A 20,490-nucleotide genomic window follows, 5' to 3' on the forward strand; every position below is an offset into this window, starting at 1 on the left:
AACGATAACAAGGAACTCCGGACTTGCCTCCGTTACGTCGTTCCAGCACGAAAGCGCGGGCCGCGGGGTTGGGTGAGCGGCGCGATCCGCTGGAGGACGAGGCGCGGTTCCTGCGCTCGTGGTTCGAGCGCCCGCTGGTCACCGGCGCGGTCACGCCCTCGGGCAAGATGCTCGCCCGCACCATGGCCTCCTACGTCGATCCGCGCCGCGACGGCCCGGTGATCGAGCTTGGCCCGGGCACAGGCCCGGTGACCGAGGCCCTGCTGCGCCGGGGCGTGGTGCCCGAGCGCCTCGTGCTGGTGGAGTTCAACCCGGATTTCTGCGCCCTGCTGGCGCGCCGCTTCCCCGGCGTCCAGGTGATTCGCGGCGACGCCTACGACATCCGCCGCACCCTGGGCGACATCCTGCGCGAGCCCGCCGCGGCCACGATCTCCAGCCTGCCGCTCTTCACCAAGCCGCTGGAGCAGCGCCTCGACCTGCTGAACGCCGCCCACGACTTGATGCAGCCGGGTGCACCCTTCGTGCAGTTCACCTACGCGGTGGTGCCGCCGATCCCGGCCCGCTGCGAGGCCGGCAGCTACACCGCCGACCGCTCCAACCGGGTCTGGCTCAACCTTCCGCCTGCCCGGGTCTGGGTCTACCGTCGGCCCTGAGGCCTGAGCCCGGCGGACGCACGCTAATCGCCCAGCGCGGCGCGGGTCTGGGCATCGGTGCCGATGTCGCCCGTCCCGTCCATGCCGAGCAGCTCGATCAGGCGCAGCCGCGCCCGGCTCACCCGGCTCTTCATCGTCCCCGTCGGCACGCCGCAGATCTCCGCGGCCTCCTCGTAGGTGAAGTTCTGGGCTCCCACGAGGATCAACGCCTCGCGCTGCGCCAGGGGCAAGCGTTCAAGGGCGCCGCGGAACGCCTCCATCTCGACCCGGATCTCCTGCTCGGGAAGGCTGCCGAGGCGGGCGGCGAGACTGCCGTCGACATCCTCGACCTCGCGCTTCCGCTTGCGCTGCTCGGAGTAGAACAGGTTGCGCAGGATGGTGAACAGCCACGCCGTCAGGCTCGTGCCGCGGCGGAAGCTGTCGGCCTTGATCCAGGCGCGCACCAGCGTGTCCTGCACGAGGTCGTCGCTGCGATCCAGGTCGTAGGTCAGCGAGAAGGCGAAGGCCCTGAGCGCCGGGATCGCACCCAGCAGCATGTCGCGCATCTCGGCATCGGGGGTGAGCGGCGCACCGGGGGCGAGATCGGGCCGTGTCATAGCGGCGGCTCCTCAATCCGTTCGCTGGGGCAAGCGGGGCGGGCCGCGCCGAGTTGTTCGACGAGCCGTTCGAGGCGCTCGGGAACCGGCTGGGTCAGCGCCTCCGCGTAGAGCAACCTCAGGCCGCGGCCGATCCGGGCGCGGGCGGCCGGATCGAGCCGGTACCGGTGCGGAACGCGTCCCAGGCCGCGGCGTGGCGGCTGGACATCCTCCGGCGCGGCTGGTGCGCCGCTATTCGGGTCGTGCGTCATCGGTAGCCCTGCGGACGCGATGAGGCTGGACCGTGAGGAGGCCGCATTCCGGAACACCGGGAGGCGCTCGGGGCCGTCCGTCGGTGCCGGGCTCATCGCCATGTGGCGCCGGAGCTACAGGATGGGGATTCAATCGGATCTGAAAGCCGCATTCAGGCGGCTTTCATCAGGTTTCTCGTGTGTTACTGAAATGTAAGGCTCAGCCTCCAGCGACGATGCTCGGCCAAACCTTGACCGGAAGCTGTGCCGTACTGTGAGGAGCGATGCAGGCCGAGCGCCTGAAGAGCATGGTGCCGGTGGAGAGGATCGAACTCCCGACCTTCGGTTTACAAAACCGCTGCACTACCGCTGTGCTACACCGGCCCGACTCGCTTGCTACCAGCCGGGCCGCGGCCGTTCAACCCGATCGGGGTCCGGATCGGGACTCCGTGACATCCTCAGCCGGACGATGGTCTACGCGGAGAATCGCCGATGTCCCTGGTCTGTCCCGTCATCCTCGGTAGCGTCCGCTCCGACCGGCAGGGCCTGCGCGCCGCGCGCTTCCTGGTGCGGGCCCTGGAGACCCGCGGCCACGAGGCGCCGCTGGTCGATCCGGCCGAGCTGAAGCTCCCGCTGCTCGATCGCATGTACAAGGAGTATCCCAAGGGGGAGGCTCCGGAGCCGCTGGAGCGCCTCGCCGCCCTCTACCGGCGGGCTGACGCCTTCGTGGTCGTCTCGGCCGAGTACAACCACAGCATCCCGCCGGCTCTCTCCAACACCCTCGACCACTTCCTCGAGGAGTATTTCTGGCGTCCCTCGGCGATCTGCTGCTACTCCGCCGGCCAGTACGGAGGCGTGCGCGCCGCGATGCAGCTGCGGGCGATGCTGGCCGAACTCGGCGCGCCGAGCATCCCCTCGCTGCTGCCGATCCCGCGGATCGGGAAGGCGCTCTCCGAGTCCGGCGACCCGGCCGAAGCGTGGCTCCCCAAGGCGGCCAGCCGATTCCTCGACGAGCTGACGTGGTACGCCGAGGCCCTGCGGGCGCAGCGGCAGAAGGGCACGCCCTACTGACGGGCTCTCCCCTCCCCCGTGGCATCGCCTTTGCCATATTCCAGCCGAGGACATCACGGGACGGACATGAACGCGAGCGTGGAGCGGGTGCGGGACGCCCTGGCCGAGCTGACCAAGGCGGCCCTGGTCTCGGACGACGACAGGAGCCTGCAGTTCCGGGAGAGCGCCCGCGCGGCGCTTAGGGCGCTGGCGGCCGACCCGCCGGAACCCGAGAGCGTGCGCATGGACGGCGCCTGGACCTTGGCGGTCCAGGCGGCCGAGGCGCCGGAACTCCAACCGGAGGAGGGCCGGGTCAACCTGACCCTGCCGCGGCAATGTCCGTTCACGCTCGACGAGATTCTGGCCGAGACCTTCGACGTCGACGCCGCCGTCGAGCGCATCGCGAGATCAGCCTCCACCGGCTGAGCTGTTGAGGGCCCCCGCCCCGACATTGCCGGAGCGCGCCCGCGATACCATCTTATCACCTGCCGGGCCTTTGTATTCCGGCCCCGAACTCAAACCGGCGCCGTCCGCAGAGACGGCGCAGCGAGCCCGACTCTTTGGCCAAGCGCGCGACCGCGACCCCCGCCACCCTGCCCACCCGCGAGCAGATCCTCGCCTTCATCGCCGAGTCCAAGGACAAGGTCGGCAAGCGCGAGATCGCCCAGGCCTTCGGGCTGAAGGGCGCCGACAAAATCGGCCTGAAGCGCATCCTGAAGGAGATCGAGGCGGACGGGGCAGTGTCCCGCTCGCGCGGCAGCCTCGCCAAGGCGGGTCGCCTGCCCCCCGTGGTGCTCTGCGACATCCGCTCCCGCGACCGCCACGGCGATTTCGTGGCGAGCCCAGTCGAGTGGGCGGGCGAGGGCAAGCCGCCGACGATCGTGCTGATGCCCGTGAAGGGCGGGCGCCGGGACAGGCGCCCGGCCCCCGGCATCGGCGACCGGGCGCTGCTGCGCGTCGAGCCGGACGGCGAGGCCGAGGGCCGCTACACCGGCCGCGTCATCAAGGTGATCGGCAAGAACAGGGCCGAGATCATCGGCGTGTACCGGGCGGGCGCCCAGGGCGGCCGGATCGAGCCCGTGGAGAAGCGCGGCCAGGGCCGCGAGATCCTGATCCCCCCGGGCGAGGAGGGCGAGGCGCGCGACGGCGACCTCGTCAGCGTCAGCCTGGAGCGCGAGACCCGTTTCGGTCTGCCCCGCGGCCGCGTGCGCGAGCGGCTGGGCTCGCTCGGCTCCGAGAAGGCGGTGAGCCTGATCGCGCTCCACCTGCACAACATCCCGCACGTCTTCCACGAGAACACGCTGGCGGAAGCCGACGCCGCCAAGCCCGCGACGCTGCGGGGCCGCGAGGATTGGTGCGAGCGGCCCCTCCTCACCATCGACCCGCCGGACGCCAAGGACCACGACGACGCGGTGATGGCCGAGGCCGATCCCGATCCCGGCAATCCGGGCGGCTTCATCCTCACGGTCGCGATCGCGGATGTCGCCGCCTACGTGCGCCCGGGCTCCAGCCTCGACCGCGAGGCGTTGGAGCGGGGCAACTCGGTCTACTTTCCGGACCGGGTCGTGCCGATGCTGCCGGAGCGCATCTCGAACGACCTCTGCTCGCTGCGCGAGGGCGAGCGGCGCCCGGCCATCGCCGTGCGGATGATCGTCACCGCCGAGGGCGAGAAGCGCCGCCACAGCTTCCACCGCGTGATGATGCGCTCGCGCGCCAAGCTCGCCTACGCGCAGGCGCAAGCCGCGATCGACGGGCACCCGGACGCGACGACCGAACCGCTCCTCGACGGCGCGCTCCGCCCGCTCTGGGCCGCCTACGCGGCCCTGAAGATCGCCCGGGACCGGCGCGGGCCGCTCGCCCTCGACCTGCCCGAGCGCAAGGTGCTGATCGGCGCCGACGGCCGCGTCGACCGGGTGGTCGTGCCCGAGCGCCTCGACGCCCACCGGCTGATCGAGGAGTTCATGATCCAGGCGAACGTCGCCGCGGCCGAGACCCTGGAGCAGGCGCGCCAGCCCCTGATCTACCGCGTGCACGACGAGCCGGCGCTGGAGAAGATGCGGGCCTTGGGCGAGGTGCTGGCCTCGGTCGGCATCAAGCTGCCGAAGGAGGGGGCGCTGCGCCCTGCCCTGTTCAACCGGATCCTGGCCACCGCCGCCGAGAGCGAGCACGGCGTCTTCCTCAACGAGGTGATCCTGCGCTCCCAGGCGCAGGCGGTCTACGCGGCGGAGAATCTCGGCCATTTCGGTCTGAACCTGCGCCGCTACGCCCACTTCACCTCGCCGATCCGGCGCTACGCCGACCTCATCGTGCACCGGGCGCTGATCACCGCCTGCGGGCTCGGCAAGGACGGGCTGCCCGCCGACATCTCGGTCCCCGAACTCGACCGGATCGGCGAACAGATCTCAGCGGCGGAGCGCCGCGCCATGGCGGCCGAGCGCGAGACCATCGACCGGCTCATCGCCAACCACCTCGTCGACCGGGTCGGCGCGACCTTCGCGGGACAGATCGCGGGCGTGACGCGCTCCGGCCTGTTCATCAAGCTCGACGAGACGGGGGCGGACGGCTTCGTGCCGGTCTCGACCATCGGCGCCGACTATTTTCGCCATGAGGAGGCCCGCCACGCGCTCGTCGGCGAGCGCACCGGCGAGACCTTCCGGCTCGGCGACCGGGTCGAGGTGCGCCTCGTCGAGGCCGCGCCGAGCGCGGGCGCGCTCCGGTTCGAGCTGCTGTCCGAGGGCCGGGCCCGCTCCGGCGCCAAGCGGCCGGGGGGCAAGGCGGCCAAGGGAGCGGCCGGGCGCCCGTTCAAGCCGAACCCGCCTGGGCGTCCCGCGGGCATCCGCACCACCGGCAACCGCCACCGCGGCTCGCGCCGGTAGGCACCGCGGGCGAGCCCGGAAGCCATGAACACCGAACCTGCCGAACCTGCCGCTTCGGTGGGCTTGGATCCCGGGTTCCGCTCACGCGGCCCCGGGAGGACGGAGCGAGGGCGGGACCGGCAAGATCGATCCTGCGTGGTGTCGGCCCCGAAGCGCCGGTTTCCTGCGGAGGCGGAAGCGCGGAGGCCGCCGCGCCTCGCACCCGTTGACCCGGCGCCCCGCACCGGCCACATCGGCTGGAAGTTTCCGGAAAGCCGCCGGCCATGGCCAACGTCCTCGTCATCGACAACTACGATTCCTTCACATGGAATCTCGTCCACCTGATCGGCCCGCTCTGCGGCGGAGTCGAGGTGGTGCGCAACGACCAGATCACGGTCGCGGGTATCCGGGAGAAGGCGCCGGACGCGCTGGTGCTCTCGCCCGGCCCCTGCACGCCGAACGAGGCGGGCGTCTGCCTCGATGCGGTCAAGCACCTGAGCGGCGAGATCCCGATCTTCGGCGTCTGCCTCGGCCTGCAGACGATCGGGCAGGCCTTCGGCGGCGCGGTGGTGCGCGCGCCTGCGCCCATGCACGGCAAGGTCTCGACCATTCGCCACGAGGCCAAGGGCATCTTCCGGGGCCTCAACGACAGCTTCGACGCGACGCGCTACCACTCGCTGATCGTGGAGCGCGCGAAACTCCCCGACACGCTCGGCGTGACCGCGGAGGCCGACGGCCTGATCATGGGCCTGGAGCACCGGGACCTGCCGGTCCACGCGGTGCAGTTCCACCCCGAGAGCGTCCTCTCGCACCACGGCAGCCGGATGCTCCAGAACTTCCTCGACATCGCCGCCGCCTGGAACGCCGAGCGGCGCGGTCCGGGACACGCGGAGCGTGACAAGCGCGGTTCCGGCGTGCATTGACGCCCTCGACTGAGGCCGCACAGCACCCGCGCGCATGGATTCGTTCAAGCCCCATCTGGCGAAGGTCGCGGGCGGCCTGGCGCTCGACCGCGCGGAGGCCCGCGCCGCCTTCGACGACCTCCTCTCGGGGGAGGTCACGCCCGTCCAGGCCGGCGCCTTCCTGATGGCCCTGAAGGTCCGCGGCGAGAGCCCGGACGAGATCGTCGGCGCCGTCGAGGCGATGCGCGCCCGCATGGTGCGGGTGGCGGGCGTGCCCGGCGCGATCGACGTGGTCGGCACCGGGGGCGATCATTCGGGCAGCTACAACGTCTCGACGCTGGCCGCGATCTTGGTTGCCGCCTGCGGCGTGCCGGTGGCCAAGCACGGCAACCGCGCCGCCACCTCGCGCTCGGGCGCGGCCGACGTGCTGGCCGCGCTCGGCGTGAAGCTCGGGCTGCCGCCCGAGGACCTGAGCCGCTGCCTCGCCGAGGCCGGGCTCTGCTTCATGTTCGCCCAGGCGCATCACGGCGCCATGCGGCACGTGGCGCCCGTGCGGGCGGAGCTGCCGGTGCGCACGATCTTCAACCTGCTCGGCCCCCTCTCGAACCCGGCCGGCGTCGAGCACCAGCTCTTCGGGGTCTCGCAGGCCGCCTGGGCCGAGCCGCTGACCCGCGTGCTGGCCGAGCTCGGCAGCCGCCGGGTCTGGACCGTGCACGGCTCGGACGGGCTCGACGAGATCACCGTGACGGGCCCCACCGCCGTGGTCGCGCTGGAGGAGGGCCGGATCTCGCGCTTCACCATCGACCCGCAGGCGGTCGGCCTGCCGCTGCACCCGATCGAAGCCCTGCGCGGGGGCGACCCCGACCACAACGCCCGGGCGCTGGCCCAGGTGCTCGACGGCGCGCGCAACGCCTACCGCGATATCGCGGTTCTCAATGCGGGCGCCGCCCTCGTGGTCGCAGGCGCCGCCGACACCCTGGAAGCGGGCGTCGCGCGGGCGCAGGATGCGATCGATTCGGGCGCGGCACGCGCGACACTCGCCCGCCTCGTCGCGGTCTCGAACGCCTGAGGAGCACCGATGTCCTCCGCCCTCCCCGCCGAGACCGCTGTCGCGGACGCCCCCGAGCGCCCGAGCGTGCTCGCCCGCATCGAGGCCTACAAGCGTCGCGAGATCGCCGAGGCGAAGCTGCGGGTGCCGCTCTCGAAGCTCGAGAACCGCGTCGCCAAGGCGGAGCCGCCCCGCGGCTTCGCGGCGGCGATCCGGGCCCATGTCGGGCAGGGGCGCCCGGCGCTCATCGCCGAGGTGAAGAAGGCCTCGCCCTCGAAGGGCCTGATCCGCGCCGATTTCGAGCCCGCGGCGCTGGCCAAGGCCTACGAGGCCGGGGGCGCCACCTGCCTGTCGGTGCTCACCGACGAGCCCTCGTTCCAGGGCAAGCCCGAATACCTGACCCAGGCGCGCGCGGCCTGCGCCCTGCCGGCCCTGCGCAAGGACTTCCTGTTCGAGCCCTACCAAGTCTACGAGGCCCGCGCCTGGGGCGCCGACTGCATCCTCGTCATCATGGCCTGCCTGGAGGACGAGGAGGCCGCCGCCCTGGTGGAGACGGCCCACGACCTCGGCATGGATGCCCTGGTCGAGGTGCATGACGAGGCGGAGCTCGCCCGCGCGATCCCGCTCGGCGCCGCGATGATCGGCGTGAACAACCGCAACTTGAAGACCTTCGAGGTCTCGTTCGAGACCGCGATCCGCCTCGCGCCCGGCATCCCGAAGGATCGCATCGCGGTGGCTGAGAGCGGCATCTCCACCCACGCCGACGTGCTGCGCCTGCGCGAGCACGGGCTCCACACGGTTCTGGTCGGCGAGAGCCTGATGCGGCAGGCGGACGTGACCGCCGCGACCCGCGGCCTGCTCTTCGGCGACGAGGCCTGAGGGGACATGACGAGAAACCTGGGCGGCCTCACCCATCTCGACGCCAGCGGCGCGGCCAACATGGTCGACGTCACCGACAAGGCCGCGACCGACCGCACCGCGACCGCCGAGGGCTGCGTGGTGATGCGCCCCGAGACGCTGGCGCTGATCCGCGAGGGCGACGCCAAGAAGGGTGACGTGATCGGCACCGCGCGGCTCGCCGGCATCATGGCCTCCAAGCGCACGCACGAGCTGATCCCGCTCTGCCACCCCCTGCTCCTCTCGAAGGTGCGGGTCGATTGCGCGATCGACGAGGCGCTGCCCGGCCTGCGCGTCACCGCCGAGGTGCGGGTGCAGGGCCCGACCGGGGTCGAGATGGAGGCGCTCACCGCCGTCTCGGTCGCCTGCCTCACGGTCTACGACATGGTGAAGGCGGTCGATCGCGGCATGCGCATCGAGGGCGTGCGGCTGCTCTCCAAGGACGGCGGCCGCTCCGGCGCCTACAGGGCCGGGGCGTGAGCGGGCCGATCCCGGTCGCGGAGGCGCTCGCCCGAGTCCTGGCGAGCGTGCCCGGACCGGTCGAGGCCGAGGACGTGCCGCTCGGCCAGGCCGCCGGCCGCACATTGGCGGCCGATGTGGCGGCGAAGCGCACGCAGCCGCCCTTCCGCGCCTCCGCCATGGACGGCTACGCGGTGCGGAGCGCCGATGCCGACCGGGCCGGCGCCGTCCTGCGCCGCGTCGGCACCAGCGCGGCGGGCAACGGGTACCGCGGCGCGCTTCAGGCGGGCGAGGCCGTCCGGATCTTCACCGGCGCCCCCGTGCCGGAGGGCGCCGACGCCATCCTGATCCAGGAGAACGCCGAGGCCGAGGACGACCGGGTGAGCGTGCTTGAGCCGGTCGTGCCCGACCGCTTCGTCCGCCGCGCCGGGCTCGACTTCGCGGCCGGCGACACGCTGCTGCGCGCGGGCGAGACCCTGGACGCCCGCCGCATCGCGCTCGCCGCCGCGGCCGGCCACCCGGTGCTCGGCCTGCGGCGCCGTCCCCGCGTCGCGATCCTGGCGACCGGCGACGAGCTGGTCCTGCCGGGCGAGCCGCCTGCCTGGGACCAGATCGTCGCCTCGAACACTTTCGCGCTCGCCGCCCTCGTCGAATCGGCCGGCGGCGAGCCGATCGATCTCGGCGTGGTGCGCGACGAGCACGCCGCCCTGGAGGACGCCTTCCGCCGCGCCCGCGCGGCCCGGGCCGACCTGCTCGTGACGCTGGGCGGCGCCTCGGTCGGTGACCACGACCTCGTCCAGGCGGCGCTGGCGAAGGAAGGCCTGGAGCTCGGCTTCTGGCGGGTGGCGCTGCGCCCCGGCAAGCCGCTGATGCACGGCCGGCTCGGCGCCATGCTGGTGATCGGGCTGCCCGGAAACCCGGTCTCCTCGATCGTCTGCGGGCTGCTCTTCGTCCTGCCGGCGATCCGCGCCCTGCTCGGCGATCCGGCGGCGGGCGCCGACCGCAGCGAGCCCGCCGTCCTCGGGCGCGACCTCGAGGCCAATGACGGCCGGCAGGACTACATGCGGGCGACCCTGCGGACGGCGCCCGACCGCCTGCCGGTGGCGACGCCCGAGCGGCGCCAGGATTCCTCGATGCTCGCGGTGCTCGGCCAGGCCGAGGCGCTGCTGATCCGCGAGCCCCATGCCCCGCCCGCCCGGGCGGGCGACGCCTGCCGTATCATCCGCCTCGACCGCCGGCTGGTCTGAAGCGCGTCCGAGCCTGGGCGCGCCCGCTTGCGGAACACTTGCGGAACGTTTAACGTGTTCGTGGTTTGTTTCCGAAGCCGCGATTCCGCCTGCCCCGAATGCGAGTGCCACCCGATGCTGACGCGTAAACAGCTGGATCTCCTGCGCTTCATCCAGCAGCGGATGCGCGAGAGCGGCGTGCCGCCCTCCTTCGACGAGATGAAGGACGCCCTCGACCTCAAGTCGAAGTCCGGCATCCACCGGCTGATCACGGCACTTGAGGAGCGCGGCTTCCTGCGGCGCCTGCCGAACCGGGCCCGCGCCATCGAGGTGATCCGCCTGCCCGAGAGCCTCGGCCCCGCGACTGCCAGCGCCGCGGCGCCCGAGCCGCGCCGCTTCACCCCGAGCGTGGTCGAGGGCGGCCGGGCCAAGGCGGTTCCGCCCCGGCCTACCACCACTCAGTTTACCGACGAGCAGGGCCGCGCCGTCTCGATCCCGGTGATGGGCCGGATCGCCGCCGGTACGCCGATCTCGGCGATCCAGAACCAGAGCTCGGCCATCACCCTGTCGCCGGACTTCCTGGCGGGCGGCGAGCACTACGCCTTGGAGGTCCGCGGCGACTCGATGGTCGAGGCCGGTATCCTCGATGGCGATCTCGTGGTGATCCGCAAGCAGGACACGGCCAATACCGGCGACATCATCGTGGCGCTGATCGACGACGAGGAGGCCACGCTCAAGCGCCTGCGCAAGCGCGGCTCCTCGATCGCGCTGGAGGCCGCCAACCCGGCCTACGAGACCCGCGTGCTCGGGCCGGACCGGGTTCAGATCCAGGGCCGGCTCGTCAGCCTCGTTCGCCGCTACTGATCGGCCGTTACGGTTCGGGATCGTCCGGCACGCCGGGCGACTCCTCCTGGGAAGGCTCCGCGGCTGCCGGCTGCGGGGCCTTCTGCGTCTCCGGGGGCGGCCGGGCGGCCGGCCACCACGGTGCGGCGCGGGCGGGATCGCGGGCGTGCCGCGGGACGAGCGCACCGCCCACCGCGACCCGTAGCGCGGTCGCCCCGTGCCGGGCGAGGTAGGCCCGGTCGATCACCAGACCGGCGGCGCAGCCGGGCGGGGCCGCGAGCCCCGTCACGATCACCGCGGCGCGGGCGCAATCCTCCGCGAAGGCGCGCCGGTCCCGCACCAGGGCGACGGCGCGTCCGTCCGCGAGGTATCCGACGCAGCCCAGCCGGTCGCAGGTGCCGCCGCCCACGGCCTCGGCCTTGCGCCCGTCGCCGTCCGCCTTCAGCCACTGCTCGAGCACGAAGCCCGAGGGGCGCCCGAGCGTGATCAGGCGCCCGTCCGCGCCGCGCAGAGCCGCCCCGCCGCCCTGCCGGTCGACGTAGAGGTCGTGACGCTCCGGGGCCGCCGCGAGCGCCAGGCCGCAGGCGCCGGGCAGGAGCGCGAGCCAGCGCAGGCCGGAGGCCGGCAGCGTCGCCAGCAGCAGCGCGGCGGCGAGCAGCCCGAGCGCCGCGGTGCCGAAGGCCGGCACCACCAGCGTCGCGCCGCCGAAGCCCTCGATCCAACCGGAGATCGCCAGCATCCCCCGCACCGCCTGCCCCATGAGCCACCAGACCGGCAGGTCGAGGGCGAAGGGGTAGGCCAGGATGCCAAGCACCGCCGCCGGCATCACCGCGAGCGAGACCAGGGGCAGGGTCAGCGCGTTGCCGAGCAACCCGAAGGGCTGCACGGTCTGGAAATGGTAGGTGGCGAAGGGCGCGGTCGCGACCTGCGCCACCAGCGTGGTGGCGAGCGTGCCGATGATCGCCGCCGCCGCCGCGCCGAACAACCGTCCGATCCGGCCTGCGCCCTCCTGCCGGAACAAGGTGCCGCCGACGAGCCGCGCGCAGGCGATGAGCCCGGCCACCGCCCCGAACGACATCTGGAAGCTCGGACCGAGCAGAGCCTCGGGCTCGCGGGTGAGCGCGACGAGCGCCGCCAGCGCGAGGTTGCGCATCGACAGCGCCGGGCGGTCCACGAGGATTGCGCCCAGCATGATCAGCGTCATCACGAGGGCGCGCTCGGCCGCGACGTCCCACCCGGAGAAGACGCAGTAGGCGGTGACGCCGAGCATCGCGACAGCGGCCGCGATCTTCTTGATCGGCCAGAACAGGGCGAGGTGCGGCACCAGCGCCAGCACGGCCCGGATCAGCCAGAACACCACGCCCGCCGCCAGCACCATGTGCAGACCGGATATCGAGACGACGTGGTAGATCCCCGCCGCCCTCAGGGTCTCGCTGGTCACGGGCGCGATCAGCCCGCGCTTGCCGGTGACGAGGGCGGCGGCGACCGCCCCGGCCTGGCCCCCGGTCGCCTCGGCGATGCGCCGGGTCAAGGCGTTGCGCGCCGCGTCCACCAGGGCTGCGAGGCGCGAGGACAGGGCCGGCGCTTCGGCGGGCGGGCGCACCACGATCTTGCCCGTCAGCGATCCGACGGCGCCGATGCCGCGGAACCAGGCGTCCCGGGCGAAGTCGTAGCCGCCGGGTCGGGCGGCCTCCGGCGGGGGCAGCAGGCGCGCGCTCGCCTCGATCGCGTCGCCGGGCCTCACGGGCGGCGCCTTCTTGAACGACACGCGCACCCGCCGTGGGGTCTCTTCCGGAGCGAGCGCGCCGAAGCGGGCGACCCGGACCACGAGCCGGGCGCCCTCCTCACGCTCCTCCAGGGACTCGACGAGCCCGGTGAGCGGCCCGATGGTGGTGCGGGCGAGGACCGGGCCCGCGACCCGCGAGACGCGCCAGGACGCGGCCGCGAATCCGAGGGAGGCCGCCGTCAGGGCCAGCGCGAGCGCGAGGATCACCGGGCGGGTCCCGAGCCAGGGCGTCAGCCCGAGGCAGAGGGCGGCCGCGCCGAGCGGCGCGGCGAGGACGGGCGTGCCGTCCGCCACCCCGAAGAACAGGAGGATGCCCGCCCCGAAGGCGACGGCGAGCCAGGGGAACAGCCGTCGCTGCGCGGACTCCGCGGCGAGGCAGCCGCCGACCCAGCCGCGGAGCGCCGGCAGGACGAGCCCGGGCGCGCGGCGTGCGGCGAGCCCGAGCGCGAGGCTCCCGCCGCTCCCCCGCGCGCCGATCCGCTCCATGGTCCGGGCCGTCCGTCACGCGCATCGTGAACATTCACGCCGCGCCAACGCTTTCTTAACGCATCGGCGGGGCCATGCTACAGCCACTGCCGCCGCGCCCCACAGGGCCGGCCGCCCCGTTCCCGTTCGTCCGCGAGCCCGCGCGTTCCCGAAAAGAGCCCGCGCGCCGCACCTGCATCCCGAGATCGATGTCGTCACCCGTCGTCACGCGCTTCGCGCCCTCGCCCACGGGCTACCTCCATATCGGGGGCGCCCGCACCGCGCTGTTCAACTGGCTCTACGCCCGCCATCACGGCGGCCGGATGCTGCTGCGCATCGAGGACACCGACCGCGAGCGCTCGACCCAAGGGGCCATCGACGCGATCCTCGACGGGATGCGCTGGCTCGGGCTCGACTGGGACGGCGACGTGGTGTTCCAGTTCGCCCGCGCGGCGCGCCACCGCGAGGTGGCCGAGAGCCTGCTCGCCGCCGGCAATGCTTATCGCTGCTACGCCACCGCCGAGGAGCTCGCCCAGATGCGCGAGCAGGCCCGCGCCGAGGGCAAGCCCTCCCGCTACGACGGGCGCTGGCGCGACCGCGACCCCGCCGAGGCGCCGGCGGGCGCGCCCTACGTCATCCGGCTGCGCGCGCCGACCGAGGGCGAGACCGTGGTGGAGGACGCGGTCCAGGGCCGCGTGACGTGGCAGAACCGGGATCTCGACGATCTCGTCCTGCTGCGCTCGGACGGCACGCCGACCTACATGCTCGCCGTGGTGGTGGACGACCACGACATGGGCGTCACCCAGATCATCCGCGGCGACGACCATCTCACCAACGCCGCCCGCCAGAGCCAGATCTACCGGGCGATGGGCTGGGACGTGCCGTCCATGGCTCATATCCCGCTGATCCACGGCGCGGACGGGGCGAAGCTCTCGAAGCGCCACGGCGCGCTCGGCGTCGATGCCTACCGCGACCTCGGCTACCTCCCGGCGGCGCTCCGCAACTACCTCGTGCGCCTCGGCTGGAGCCACGGCGACCAGGAGGTCTTCTCGACCGACGAGATGGTGCAGGCCTTCGACCTCAAAGCGGTCGGCCGCTCGGCCGCGCGCTTCGACTTCGCGAAGCTCGAGAACCTCAACGGCCTCTACATCCGGGGCGCGGCCGATGCCGACCTGCTGGCGGCGATCGAGGCGATGCTGCCGCATGTGGGCCCGGCCCGCGGTCTCTCGGCGCCGCTTCCGGAGGACCTGCGTGAGAAACTGCTGGCGGCGATGCCGGGGCTGAAGGAGCGCGCCAAGACCCTGATCGAGCTCCTCGACAGCGCCTACTACCTCTACGCGCCGCGCCCGCTTGCTCTCGACGAGAAGGCGAAGGGGCTGCTCGGCGCCGACGCCAAGGCGCGCCTGGCCGCCGTGCTGCCGACGCTGGAGGCTCTGCCCGCGTGGAGCGCCGCCGCAACCGAGGCCGCCGTGCGCGCCTTCGCGGAGGGCGCGGGCGTGAAGCTCGGTCAGGTGGCGCAACCCTTGCGTGCAGCACTCACGGGTCGGACGACCTCCCCGCCGCTCTTCGACGTGATGGCGGTGCTCGGCCGGGACGAGAGTCTCGCACGTCTGCGCGATCAGGCCGCCTAGAACCGTCCTGGGCCGGCCGAAATCGAACGAGCGGCCCGGTTTTCGCTAGGCGTTCCGGGGCGGATGTCACCCGCCCCGTTGCTGGCGTCCGACCGATCCGCTAACCCGATGCACCTGTGAGCACCTGCAGCAAAATGCTTCCGGTGCCCGAGTTCGGGCCAAGGCCTCCGGCCGCGGCACGCAGCCGGCAACGCACCCTCGTCAGGAGAGGTCGACGTCCCATGAGCGCAACCAGCAGCATTACGGTGGACGGGAAGCAGGTCGAGCTTCCGGTCAAGAAGGGGACCATCGGTCCGGACGTTGTCGACATCGGCAAGCTCTACGCCAAGACCGGTGCCTTCACCTTCGATCCGGGCTTCACCTCGACGGCCTCCTGCGAGTCGAAGATCACCTATATCGACGGTGACGAGGGCGTGCTGCTCTACCGCGGCTACCCGATCGAGCAGCTCGCCGAGAAGGGCGACTTTCTCGAGACCTGCTACCTGATGCTGTTCGGCGAGCTGCCGACCGAGGCCCAGAAGGCCGATTTCGACTACCGGGTCACGCGCCACACCATGGTGCACGACCAGATGAACCGCTTCTTCTCGGGCTTCCGCCGCGACGCCCACCCCATGGCCGTGATGGTGGCCTGCGTGGGCGCACTCTCGGCCTTCTACCACGACTCGACCGACATCTCGGACGAGCAGCAGCGGATGATCGCCTCGATCCGCATGATCGCCAAGATGCCGACGCTCGCAGCGATGGCCTACAAGTACTCGATCGGCCAGCCGTTCGTGTACCCGAAGAACGAGCTCGACTACACCTCGAACTTCCTGCGCATGTGCTTCGCGGTGCCGTGCGAGGAGTTTCAGGTCAACCCGGTCTTCTCGAAGGCACTCGACCGGATCTTCATCCTGCACGCCGACCACGAGCAGAACGCCTCGACCTCGACGGTGCGGCTCGCGGGCTCGTCGGGTGCCAACCCCTTCGCCTGCATCGCGGCCGGCATCGCCTGCCTGTGGGGGCCCGCCCATGGCGGCGCCAACGAGGCGGCGCTGAAGATGCTGATGGAGATCGGCACGCCCGACCGCGTCGACGCCTACGTCGCCAAGGCCAAGGACAAGAGCGACCCGTTCCGCCTGATGGGCTTCGGCCACCGGGTCTACAAGAACTACGATCCGCGCGCCCGCCTGATGCAGGCCACCACCCACGCGGTGCTGAAGGAGCTCGGCAAGCAGGACGATCCGCTGCTCGAGGTCGCGGTGAAGCTCGAGGAGATCGCCCTCAAGGACGAGTACTTCATCGAGAAGAAGCTCTACCCGAACATCGACTTCTACTCGGGCATCACGCTCAAGGCGATGGGCTTCCCGACCGACATGTTCACGGTGCTCTTCGCGGTCGCCCGCACCGTCGGCTGGATCGCCCAGTGGGCCGAGATGATCGAGGATCCGTCCCAGAAGATCGGCCGGCCGCGCCAGCTCTATATCGGCCCGGACCGCCGCGAGTATGTGTCGCTGGAGCAGCGCGGCTGAGCCAGCCGCGACCATCGCGCTCACGAAAGGGGCGGACGGCCTGGGCCGTCCGCCCCTTTTCTGTCCGGGGCCCGATCAAGTCGCGCAGAGCGCGCACGGGCCGAACCTCGCTGGAGCCATTGCGTGACGCGTGCTCTTGCGCCGGACCGGCATCCAGTTCGGCGCAAGAGCGCTCTAAGCGCGCGGGAACGGAATGACGATCGCCGACGCGCGGGCCGCCGGGGGTTGGGATACGGCGCCCTGTACCGCTCTGCGCCGCTGGAGCGCTGCGGCGATCAGGCGCTTGGCCTTGAGCGAGATGCGCCGCCGGCGCAACCAACGCGGTAGAAGCTCCGCACGCTGAACCATCACTCCCCCTTCGTCACGCCATGATCGGCGCTGCGCTACGAAGGCACGGGATGAGGCGGCGCAAAATGCCTGCGCGTCCCAATCTTAGGGCACCGCATCCCATCCACGGAAAAGGAAACGGCGGCCATGGCTTCTTGGCCCTTCACCTCCTCGGGGAAGCTCTCGATCCGGCGCACGTTCAACGGGCGAAGATAGTCCTTTATGCCTGCCCCGACGCCAAGAAAGCAAGACTACTGGCGAGTACAGCAAAAGAGAACGCCGTTTCCTTGACGCTGCATGAAGCCTGGCAATAGTTTCCGTCCTGTCGCAGCTCCAGAAGGCACGTGCTGCGAGGATCTGCTCAAGATCTTCGCCGGACTGCCGATCGGGAGCGGCGACGAACTCAGTCCAGATTCATAGAACGCCTAGACGCGACCTGCGGATCGGCAGCGGGATCTCCCGAACCGATCCGGGGAGTCTTGCCTGCCTTGCTCCGGAGCCTGTCCCGTGCTGCGCCAATCCGCCCGTCTGCTCGCGCTCGTCGCCGGCACCCTCCTTCCCCTGTCCGAGGCCGTCGCGCAGGAACCGGCGGCCAAGACCGCAGGGCCAGCCGCAGCCAAGACCGATCCGAAGGAGAGCCCGCTCGTCTCGACCGAGTGGCTGGAGAAGAACCTCGACGCCAAGAAGGTCCGGATCGTCGAGGTCAGCGTCGAGCCGGGCGTGTTCGAGCGCGGCCACATCCCGGGCGCCCAGAACGTCGTCTGGCACACCGACCTCGTCGAGACGGTGAGCCGCGACATCGCCGGCCCGGAGAAGTTCACCGCCCTGGTGCGCCGGCTCGGCATCGATCGGGACACCACCGTGGTGCTCTACGGCGACAACAACAACTGGTTCGCCGCCTGGGGCGCCTGGGTCTTCGCCCAGTACGGCCTCGTCGATAACGTGAAGCTGCTCGATGGCGGGCGCAAGAAGTGGGAGGCCGAGAAGCGGCCCCTCGACACGCGGAGCGCCGAGGTCGCGGCCTCCGGCTTCACGCCGGCGCCGGCCTCGTCCGCCCTGCGGGCCCGCTTCGGCGACGTGCTGGCGGTAGCCAAGAAGGAACGCGACGAGCAGATCCTCGACATCCGCTCGCCCGACGAGTTCAGCGGCAAGATCATCGCACCGGCCGGCGTACAGGAACTCGCGATCCGCGCCGGCCATATCCCGGGCTCGGTCAACGTGCCCTGGGGCAAGGCGGTGAACGCCGACGGCACGATCAAGTCCCCGGCCGAGCTGAAGGCGCTCTACGCGGCGGCCGGCATCGACGGTACCAAGCCGATCATCACCTCCTGCCGCATCGGCGAGCGCTCCAGCCACTCGTGGTTCGTGCTGAGCCGGATCCTCGGCTATCAGGCCCGCAATTACGACGGCTCCTGGACCGAATACGGCAACGCGGTGGGCGTGCCGGTGGTGAACCTCGCCGGGACGGTCTGGGGCGGCAAATGACGGACCGCCTCGCGGAGGGGGCTCTCCCCCTCCCCCGGCCTCACGCGCCCGCCGGCACCGCCGCGCGGGCGCTCCCGCGTCGGCTCGCGCCAGCCGCCATCGCGGCCGGCCTCGCAGGGGCCGCGTGGTGGCTCGCGGGGCAGCCCGGCGGCACGCGGCTCGCCCTGTCGCTCACCTTCGGCGCGCTGTTCGGCTTCGTGCTGCAGCGCAGCCGGTTCTGCTTCTACTGCCTGGGACGGGACTTCCTCGTGGCGGGCGACCCGCGCGGGCTGCTGGGCATCCTGGCCGCGCTCGCCGCGGGGCTCGCCGGCTACGCGGTCGTGCTCGGCGCCTGGATGCCGGATCCGGCGGGCACGCGGCTGCCGCCGGACGCGCATATCGGGCCGGTCGGTCCCGTGCTGGTGCTCGCGGGCGCGGTGTTCGGGGCCGGCATGGCGGTGTCGGGCTCCTGCATCAGCGCGCATCTCTACCGCCTCGGCGAGGGCTCGCCGACCGCGCCCTTCGCGCTCGTCGGCACAGGACTCGGCTTCGTCCTCGGCTTCGCGACCTGGAACCCGCTCTACCTCGCCAGCGTGTCCGAGATGCCGGTGCTCTGGCTGCCGCGCCATCTCGGCTATGCGGGCAGCCTCGCGGCGGCGCTCGGCCTGCTCGCCGTCCTGGCCTGGGCGCTGCTGCGGCACCTGCCCGCGCCGGAGCCGCGGCCGGCGGTCCGGCCGGATCCGCTGCGGGCCGTGTTCACCGGGCGTTGGCCGGTCTGGCTCGGCGGGCTCGCGGTCGGGGCGATCGGCGCCCTCGCCTATCTGCGGGTCGGCCCGCTCGGGGTGACGGCGGAGATCGGCGGCCGCTCCCGGCAGGCGGCGGGCGCGCTCGGGCTTCTCCCCGAGCGTCTCGAAGGGCTCGACAGCTTCCGCGGTTGCGCCACCGCCGTGCGGGACGCCGTGCTGACGCCGAACGGGCTGTTCGTCGGCGGCCTCGTGCTGGCCTCCTTCGCGGCCGCGCTCGCCGCCGGGCAGTTCTGCCCGGCCCGGCCCACGGGGAGCCAGGTGCTGCGCGGCCTCCTCGGCGGTGTGCTGCTCGGCTGGGGCGCGATGACGGGGCTCGGCTGCAGCGTCGGCACGCTGCTCTCCGGCATCACGGCCGGGGCGGTCTCGGGCTGGGTCTTCGGCCTCGCGATGTTCGCGGGCTCGGGCCTCACGCTCTGGCTCGGGCGCCGGACGGGGCTGCTGGCCTGATATCGCTCCGGGTCGGGGTCCGGGCGAACGGCTCCGCCCTCGCGCCGTCGTCCCGGGGCCGCCTCGGCGCCCCCCGGGATCCCTGCCCGTGTCCGGCAAGCCCCGTTACGCGACCTGCTCGGCGAGCTTCAGGAGTTCGGCGCAGCGGGCGTTCTTGCCCGCGAAATCCTTCCAGGCGGTGTCGCGGGCGAGATCCTTCCACTTGGCGATGTGCGCGTCGGTGAGGTCGTGGACCGTGGCGCCGCGGGCCGCATAGACCTTCACGATCTCCTCGTCGTCGGCCTTCGCGGCCTCGAACGAGAAGGCCTCCATCTCCTGGCCGACGTCGCGCACGGCCCGCTGCTGCTCGGGGGTCAGCGCGTCGAAGGTCGCTTTCGACAGGATCAGCGGCTCGAGGATGAACCAGAACGAGCGGCCGCGGCCCGCGGTCAGGTTCTTGGTCATCTCGTCGAGCCGGAAGGAGATTAGGCTGGTCGAGGCGCTCACCGCCGCCTCCAGGGCGCCGGTCTGCATGCCGATATACATCTCGCTCGACGGCATGGTGGAGACGATGCCGCCGGCCGCCTGGAACATCATGTCCATCTCGCGCCCGCCGCCGCGGATCTTCACGCCCTTCACGTCGGCGGGCTCTAGGATCGGCTTCACCCGCGAGGCGACCGCGCCCGACTGCCAGATCCAGGTGAGGATGATCACGCCCTTGTCGGAGAGCGTCTTCGAGAATTCCTCGCCGATCCGGGCGGTGCGCCACTTGGCGGCCTGCTCGTAGCTGGAGACGAGGGCCGGCATCAGCGCGAGGTTGGTCTCGACCACCTCGCCGCCCGCGTAGGAGAGCGGCACGAGGCTCATGTCGAGGGCGCCCTTCCGCACGGCGCTGAACTGGGCGAGCGTCTTCATCAGCGAAGAGGTCGGGTAGACCTGCACCTGCAGGCTGCCGCCCGTCCGCTGTTCGACCGCCTGGCCGAAGCGGCGGGCGATGCGGTCGCGGGCGTCGCCCTGGTCGATCGTGCCGCCCGGGAACTGGTGGGAGAGCTTGAGGATCCTCGGACTCTGCGCCCGCAGCACGGCCGGGCAGGCGATGAGGGTGGCGCCCGTCGCGGCGGTCGCGAGCAGGCTGCGTCGTGTGATCATGGGGTTTCCTCGCATGTGAGGCCGGGGCATTCGTGCACCGCCGGTCCGGTTGTCTCCGACAGGGGCTCAGGCGGCCTTCAACGGCGGCGCGGGGTGGAGATCGCAGGGCCGGCCGGCCTTGGCGACCTGACCCGGCACGTCGTGGCCGACGAGGCGCGGCAGGTCG

General features: G+C 72.1%; 18 protein-coding genes, 1 tRNA gene and 1 pseudogene. 14 read left to right on the forward strand and 6 right to left on the reverse strand.

What is annotated here, in order from left to right:
* The first annotated feature begins 23 nt into the window (after window positions 1–23).
* On the forward strand, window positions 24–653 hold the full coding sequence (locus tag MFF54_RS06795; protein WP_238301853.1) for a class I SAM-dependent methyltransferase: 630 nt from the start codon (window positions 24–26) through the stop codon (window positions 651–653).
* Between the two features lie 23 nt (window positions 654–676).
* Here the strand turns inward: MFF54_RS06795 and MFF54_RS06800 are convergent, their stop codons facing one another.
* From MFF54_RS06800 to MFF54_RS06810, 3 genes are all read right to left on the reverse strand, one after another.
* Window positions 677–1,249, reverse strand: a complete 573-nt coding sequence (locus MFF54_RS06800) for a sigma-70 family RNA polymerase sigma factor (protein WP_238301854.1) — start codon at window positions 1,247–1,249, stop codon at window positions 677–679.
* Window positions 1,246–1,500, reverse strand: coding sequence for a NepR family anti-sigma factor (locus MFF54_RS06805; protein ID WP_238301855.1), 255 nt, complete (start codon window positions 1,498–1,500; stop codon window positions 1,246–1,248). Before MFF54_RS06805 ends, MFF54_RS06800 begins: the two co-directional genes overlap by 4 nt.
* 288 nt (window positions 1,501–1,788) lie before the next feature.
* Window positions 1,789–1,863 (reverse strand) — tRNA-Thr (locus MFF54_RS06810).
* A gap of 108 nt (window positions 1,864–1,971) precedes the next feature.
* Here MFF54_RS06810 and MFF54_RS06815 point away from each other — a divergent pair.
* The 9 genes from MFF54_RS06815 to lexA all read left to right on the forward strand — a co-directional run bounded on the left by MFF54_RS06815 (window position 1,972) and on the right by lexA (window position 10,780).
* Entirely contained in the window at window positions 1,972–2,550 is a 579-nt protein-coding gene (locus MFF54_RS06815) for an NADPH-dependent FMN reductase (protein ID WP_238301856.1), read from the forward strand.
* Between the two features lie 66 nt (window positions 2,551–2,616).
* The gene (locus MFF54_RS06820; RefSeq protein ID WP_238301857.1) at window positions 2,617–2,955 is read left to right on the forward strand and encodes a hypothetical protein; all 339 of its coding nucleotides are present in this window, start codon (window positions 2,617–2,619) and stop codon (window positions 2,953–2,955) included.
* Between the two features lie 134 nt (window positions 2,956–3,089).
* Window positions 3,090–5,405 (forward strand): ribonuclease R, encoded by a 2,316-nt coding sequence (rnr, locus tag MFF54_RS06825; protein WP_238301858.1) that lies wholly within the window; start codon window positions 3,090–3,092, stop codon window positions 5,403–5,405.
* Window positions 5,406–5,668: 263 nt separating this feature from the next.
* A complete protein-coding gene (locus MFF54_RS06830; RefSeq protein ID WP_238301859.1) occupies window positions 5,669–6,307 on the forward strand; it encodes an anthranilate synthase component II in 639 nt (212 codons plus the stop codon).
* A gap of 34 nt (window positions 6,308–6,341) precedes the next feature.
* Window positions 6,342–7,355 carry an anthranilate phosphoribosyltransferase gene (gene trpD / locus MFF54_RS06835; protein ID WP_238301860.1) on the forward strand — a complete coding sequence of 338 codons (1,014 nt, stop codon included), beginning with the start codon at window positions 6,342–6,344 and terminating at the stop codon, window positions 7,353–7,355.
* Window positions 7,356–7,364: 9 nt separating this feature from the next.
* A complete protein-coding gene (gene trpC, locus MFF54_RS06840) occupies window positions 7,365–8,213 on the forward strand; it encodes an indole-3-glycerol phosphate synthase TrpC (RefSeq protein ID WP_238301861.1) in 849 nt (282 codons plus the stop codon).
* 18 nt (window positions 8,214–8,231) lie between these two features.
* Window positions 8,232–8,711 (forward strand): cyclic pyranopterin monophosphate synthase MoaC, encoded by a 480-nt coding sequence (gene moaC / locus MFF54_RS06845; protein ID WP_238301881.1) that lies wholly within the window; start codon window positions 8,232–8,234, stop codon window positions 8,709–8,711.
* Window positions 8,708–9,937 carry a molybdopterin molybdotransferase MoeA gene (locus tag MFF54_RS06850; protein ID WP_238301862.1) on the forward strand — a complete coding sequence of 410 codons (1,230 nt, stop codon included), beginning with the start codon at window positions 8,708–8,710 and terminating at the stop codon, window positions 9,935–9,937. The genes moaC and MFF54_RS06850 overlap by 4 nt, the downstream gene beginning before the upstream one ends.
* Before the next feature lie 114 nt (window positions 9,938–10,051).
* Window positions 10,052–10,780: a transcriptional repressor LexA gene (lexA, locus tag MFF54_RS06855; protein ID WP_238301863.1), complete on the forward strand. Its 729-nt coding sequence runs from the start codon at window positions 10,052–10,054 to the stop codon at window positions 10,778–10,780.
* 7 nt (window positions 10,781–10,787) lie between these two features.
* Here lexA and MFF54_RS06860 read toward each other — a convergent pair whose 3' ends face one another.
* Entirely contained in the window at window positions 10,788–13,031 is a 2,244-nt protein-coding gene (locus MFF54_RS06860) for a ComEC/Rec2 family competence protein (protein WP_238301864.1), read from the reverse strand.
* A 188-nt stretch (window positions 13,032–13,219) separates the two neighbouring features.
* On the opposite strand from MFF54_RS06860, the gene gltX reads away from it, so the two are divergent.
* The 4 genes from gltX to MFF54_RS06880 all read left to right on the forward strand — a co-directional run bounded on the left by gltX (window position 13,220) and on the right by MFF54_RS06880 (window position 19,196).
* Complete coding sequence (gene gltX, locus MFF54_RS06865) at window positions 13,220–14,641, forward strand: glutamate--tRNA ligase (RefSeq protein ID WP_238301865.1); 1,422 nt, start codon at window positions 13,220–13,222, stop codon at window positions 14,639–14,641.
* 221 nt (window positions 14,642–14,862) lie between these two features.
* On the forward strand, window positions 14,863–16,152 hold the full coding sequence (gene gltA, locus MFF54_RS06870) for a citrate synthase (RefSeq protein WP_238301866.1): 1,290 nt from the start codon (window positions 14,863–14,865) through the stop codon (window positions 16,150–16,152).
* Between the two features lie 834 nt (window positions 16,153–16,986).
* Window positions 16,987–17,964, forward strand: coding sequence for a sulfurtransferase (locus tag MFF54_RS06875; RefSeq protein WP_238301867.1), 978 nt, complete (start codon window positions 16,987–16,989; stop codon window positions 17,962–17,964).
* Complete coding sequence (locus tag MFF54_RS06880) at window positions 17,961–19,196, forward strand: YeeE/YedE thiosulfate transporter family protein (protein ID WP_238301868.1); 1,236 nt, start codon at window positions 17,961–17,963, stop codon at window positions 19,194–19,196. Before MFF54_RS06875 ends, MFF54_RS06880 begins: the two co-directional genes overlap by 4 nt.
* Window positions 19,197–19,301: 105 nt before the next feature.
* Here MFF54_RS06880 and dctP read toward each other — a convergent pair whose 3' ends face one another.
* Together dctP and MFF54_RS06890 are read right to left on the reverse strand one after the other, a co-directional pair.
* Window positions 19,302–20,324, reverse strand: coding sequence for a TRAP transporter substrate-binding protein DctP (dctP, locus tag MFF54_RS06885; RefSeq protein ID WP_238301869.1), 1,023 nt, complete (start codon window positions 20,322–20,324; stop codon window positions 19,302–19,304).
* 66 nt (window positions 20,325–20,390) lie between these two features.
* Window positions 20,391–20,490: pseudogene (locus tag MFF54_RS06890) on the reverse strand (hydroxymethylglutaryl-CoA lyase); the annotation flags it as partial.

It is taken from the genome of Methylobacterium gregans (assembly GCF_022179245.1).
Taxonomy (GTDB): Bacteria; Pseudomonadota; Alphaproteobacteria; order Rhizobiales; family Beijerinckiaceae; genus Methylobacterium; species Methylobacterium gregans.

Excerpts from the sequence above, each read along its gene's own strand:
- MFF54_RS06800 (WP_238301854.1), bottom strand. The coding sequence starts at position 1,249 with ATGACACGGCCCGATCTCGCCCCCGGTGCGCCGCTCACCCCCGATGCC.
- MFF54_RS06805 (WP_238301855.1), bottom strand. The coding sequence starts at position 1,500 with ATGACGCACGACCCGAATAGCGGCGCACCAGCCGCGCCGGAGGATGTC.
- MFF54_RS06815 (WP_238301856.1), top strand. The coding sequence starts at position 1,972 with ATGTCCCTGGTCTGTCCCGTCATCCTCGGTAGCGTCCGCTCCGACCGG.
- MFF54_RS06820 (WP_238301857.1), top strand. The coding sequence starts at position 2,617 with ATGAACGCGAGCGTGGAGCGGGTGCGGGACGCCCTGGCCGAGCTGACC.
- MFF54_RS06830 (WP_238301859.1), top strand. The coding sequence starts at position 5,669 with ATGGCCAACGTCCTCGTCATCGACAACTACGATTCCTTCACATGGAAT.
- trpD (WP_238301860.1), top strand. The coding sequence starts at position 6,342 with ATGGATTCGTTCAAGCCCCATCTGGCGAAGGTCGCGGGCGGCCTGGCG.
- trpC (WP_238301861.1), top strand. The coding sequence starts at position 7,365 with ATGTCCTCCGCCCTCCCCGCCGAGACCGCTGTCGCGGACGCCCCCGAG.
- lexA (WP_238301863.1), top strand. The coding sequence starts at position 10,052 with ATGCTGACGCGTAAACAGCTGGATCTCCTGCGCTTCATCCAGCAGCGG.
- MFF54_RS06860 (WP_238301864.1), bottom strand. The coding sequence starts at position 13,031 with ATGGAGCGGATCGGCGCGCGGGGGAGCGGCGGGAGCCTCGCGCTCGGG.
- gltX (WP_238301865.1), top strand. The coding sequence starts at position 13,220 with ATGTCGTCACCCGTCGTCACGCGCTTCGCGCCCTCGCCCACGGGCTAC.
- gltA (WP_238301866.1), top strand. The coding sequence starts at position 14,863 with ATGAGCGCAACCAGCAGCATTACGGTGGACGGGAAGCAGGTCGAGCTT.
- MFF54_RS06880 (WP_238301868.1), top strand. The coding sequence starts at position 17,961 with ATGACGGACCGCCTCGCGGAGGGGGCTCTCCCCCTCCCCCGGCCTCAC.
- dctP (WP_238301869.1), bottom strand. The coding sequence starts at position 20,324 with ATGATCACACGACGCAGCCTGCTCGCGACCGCCGCGACGGGCGCCACC.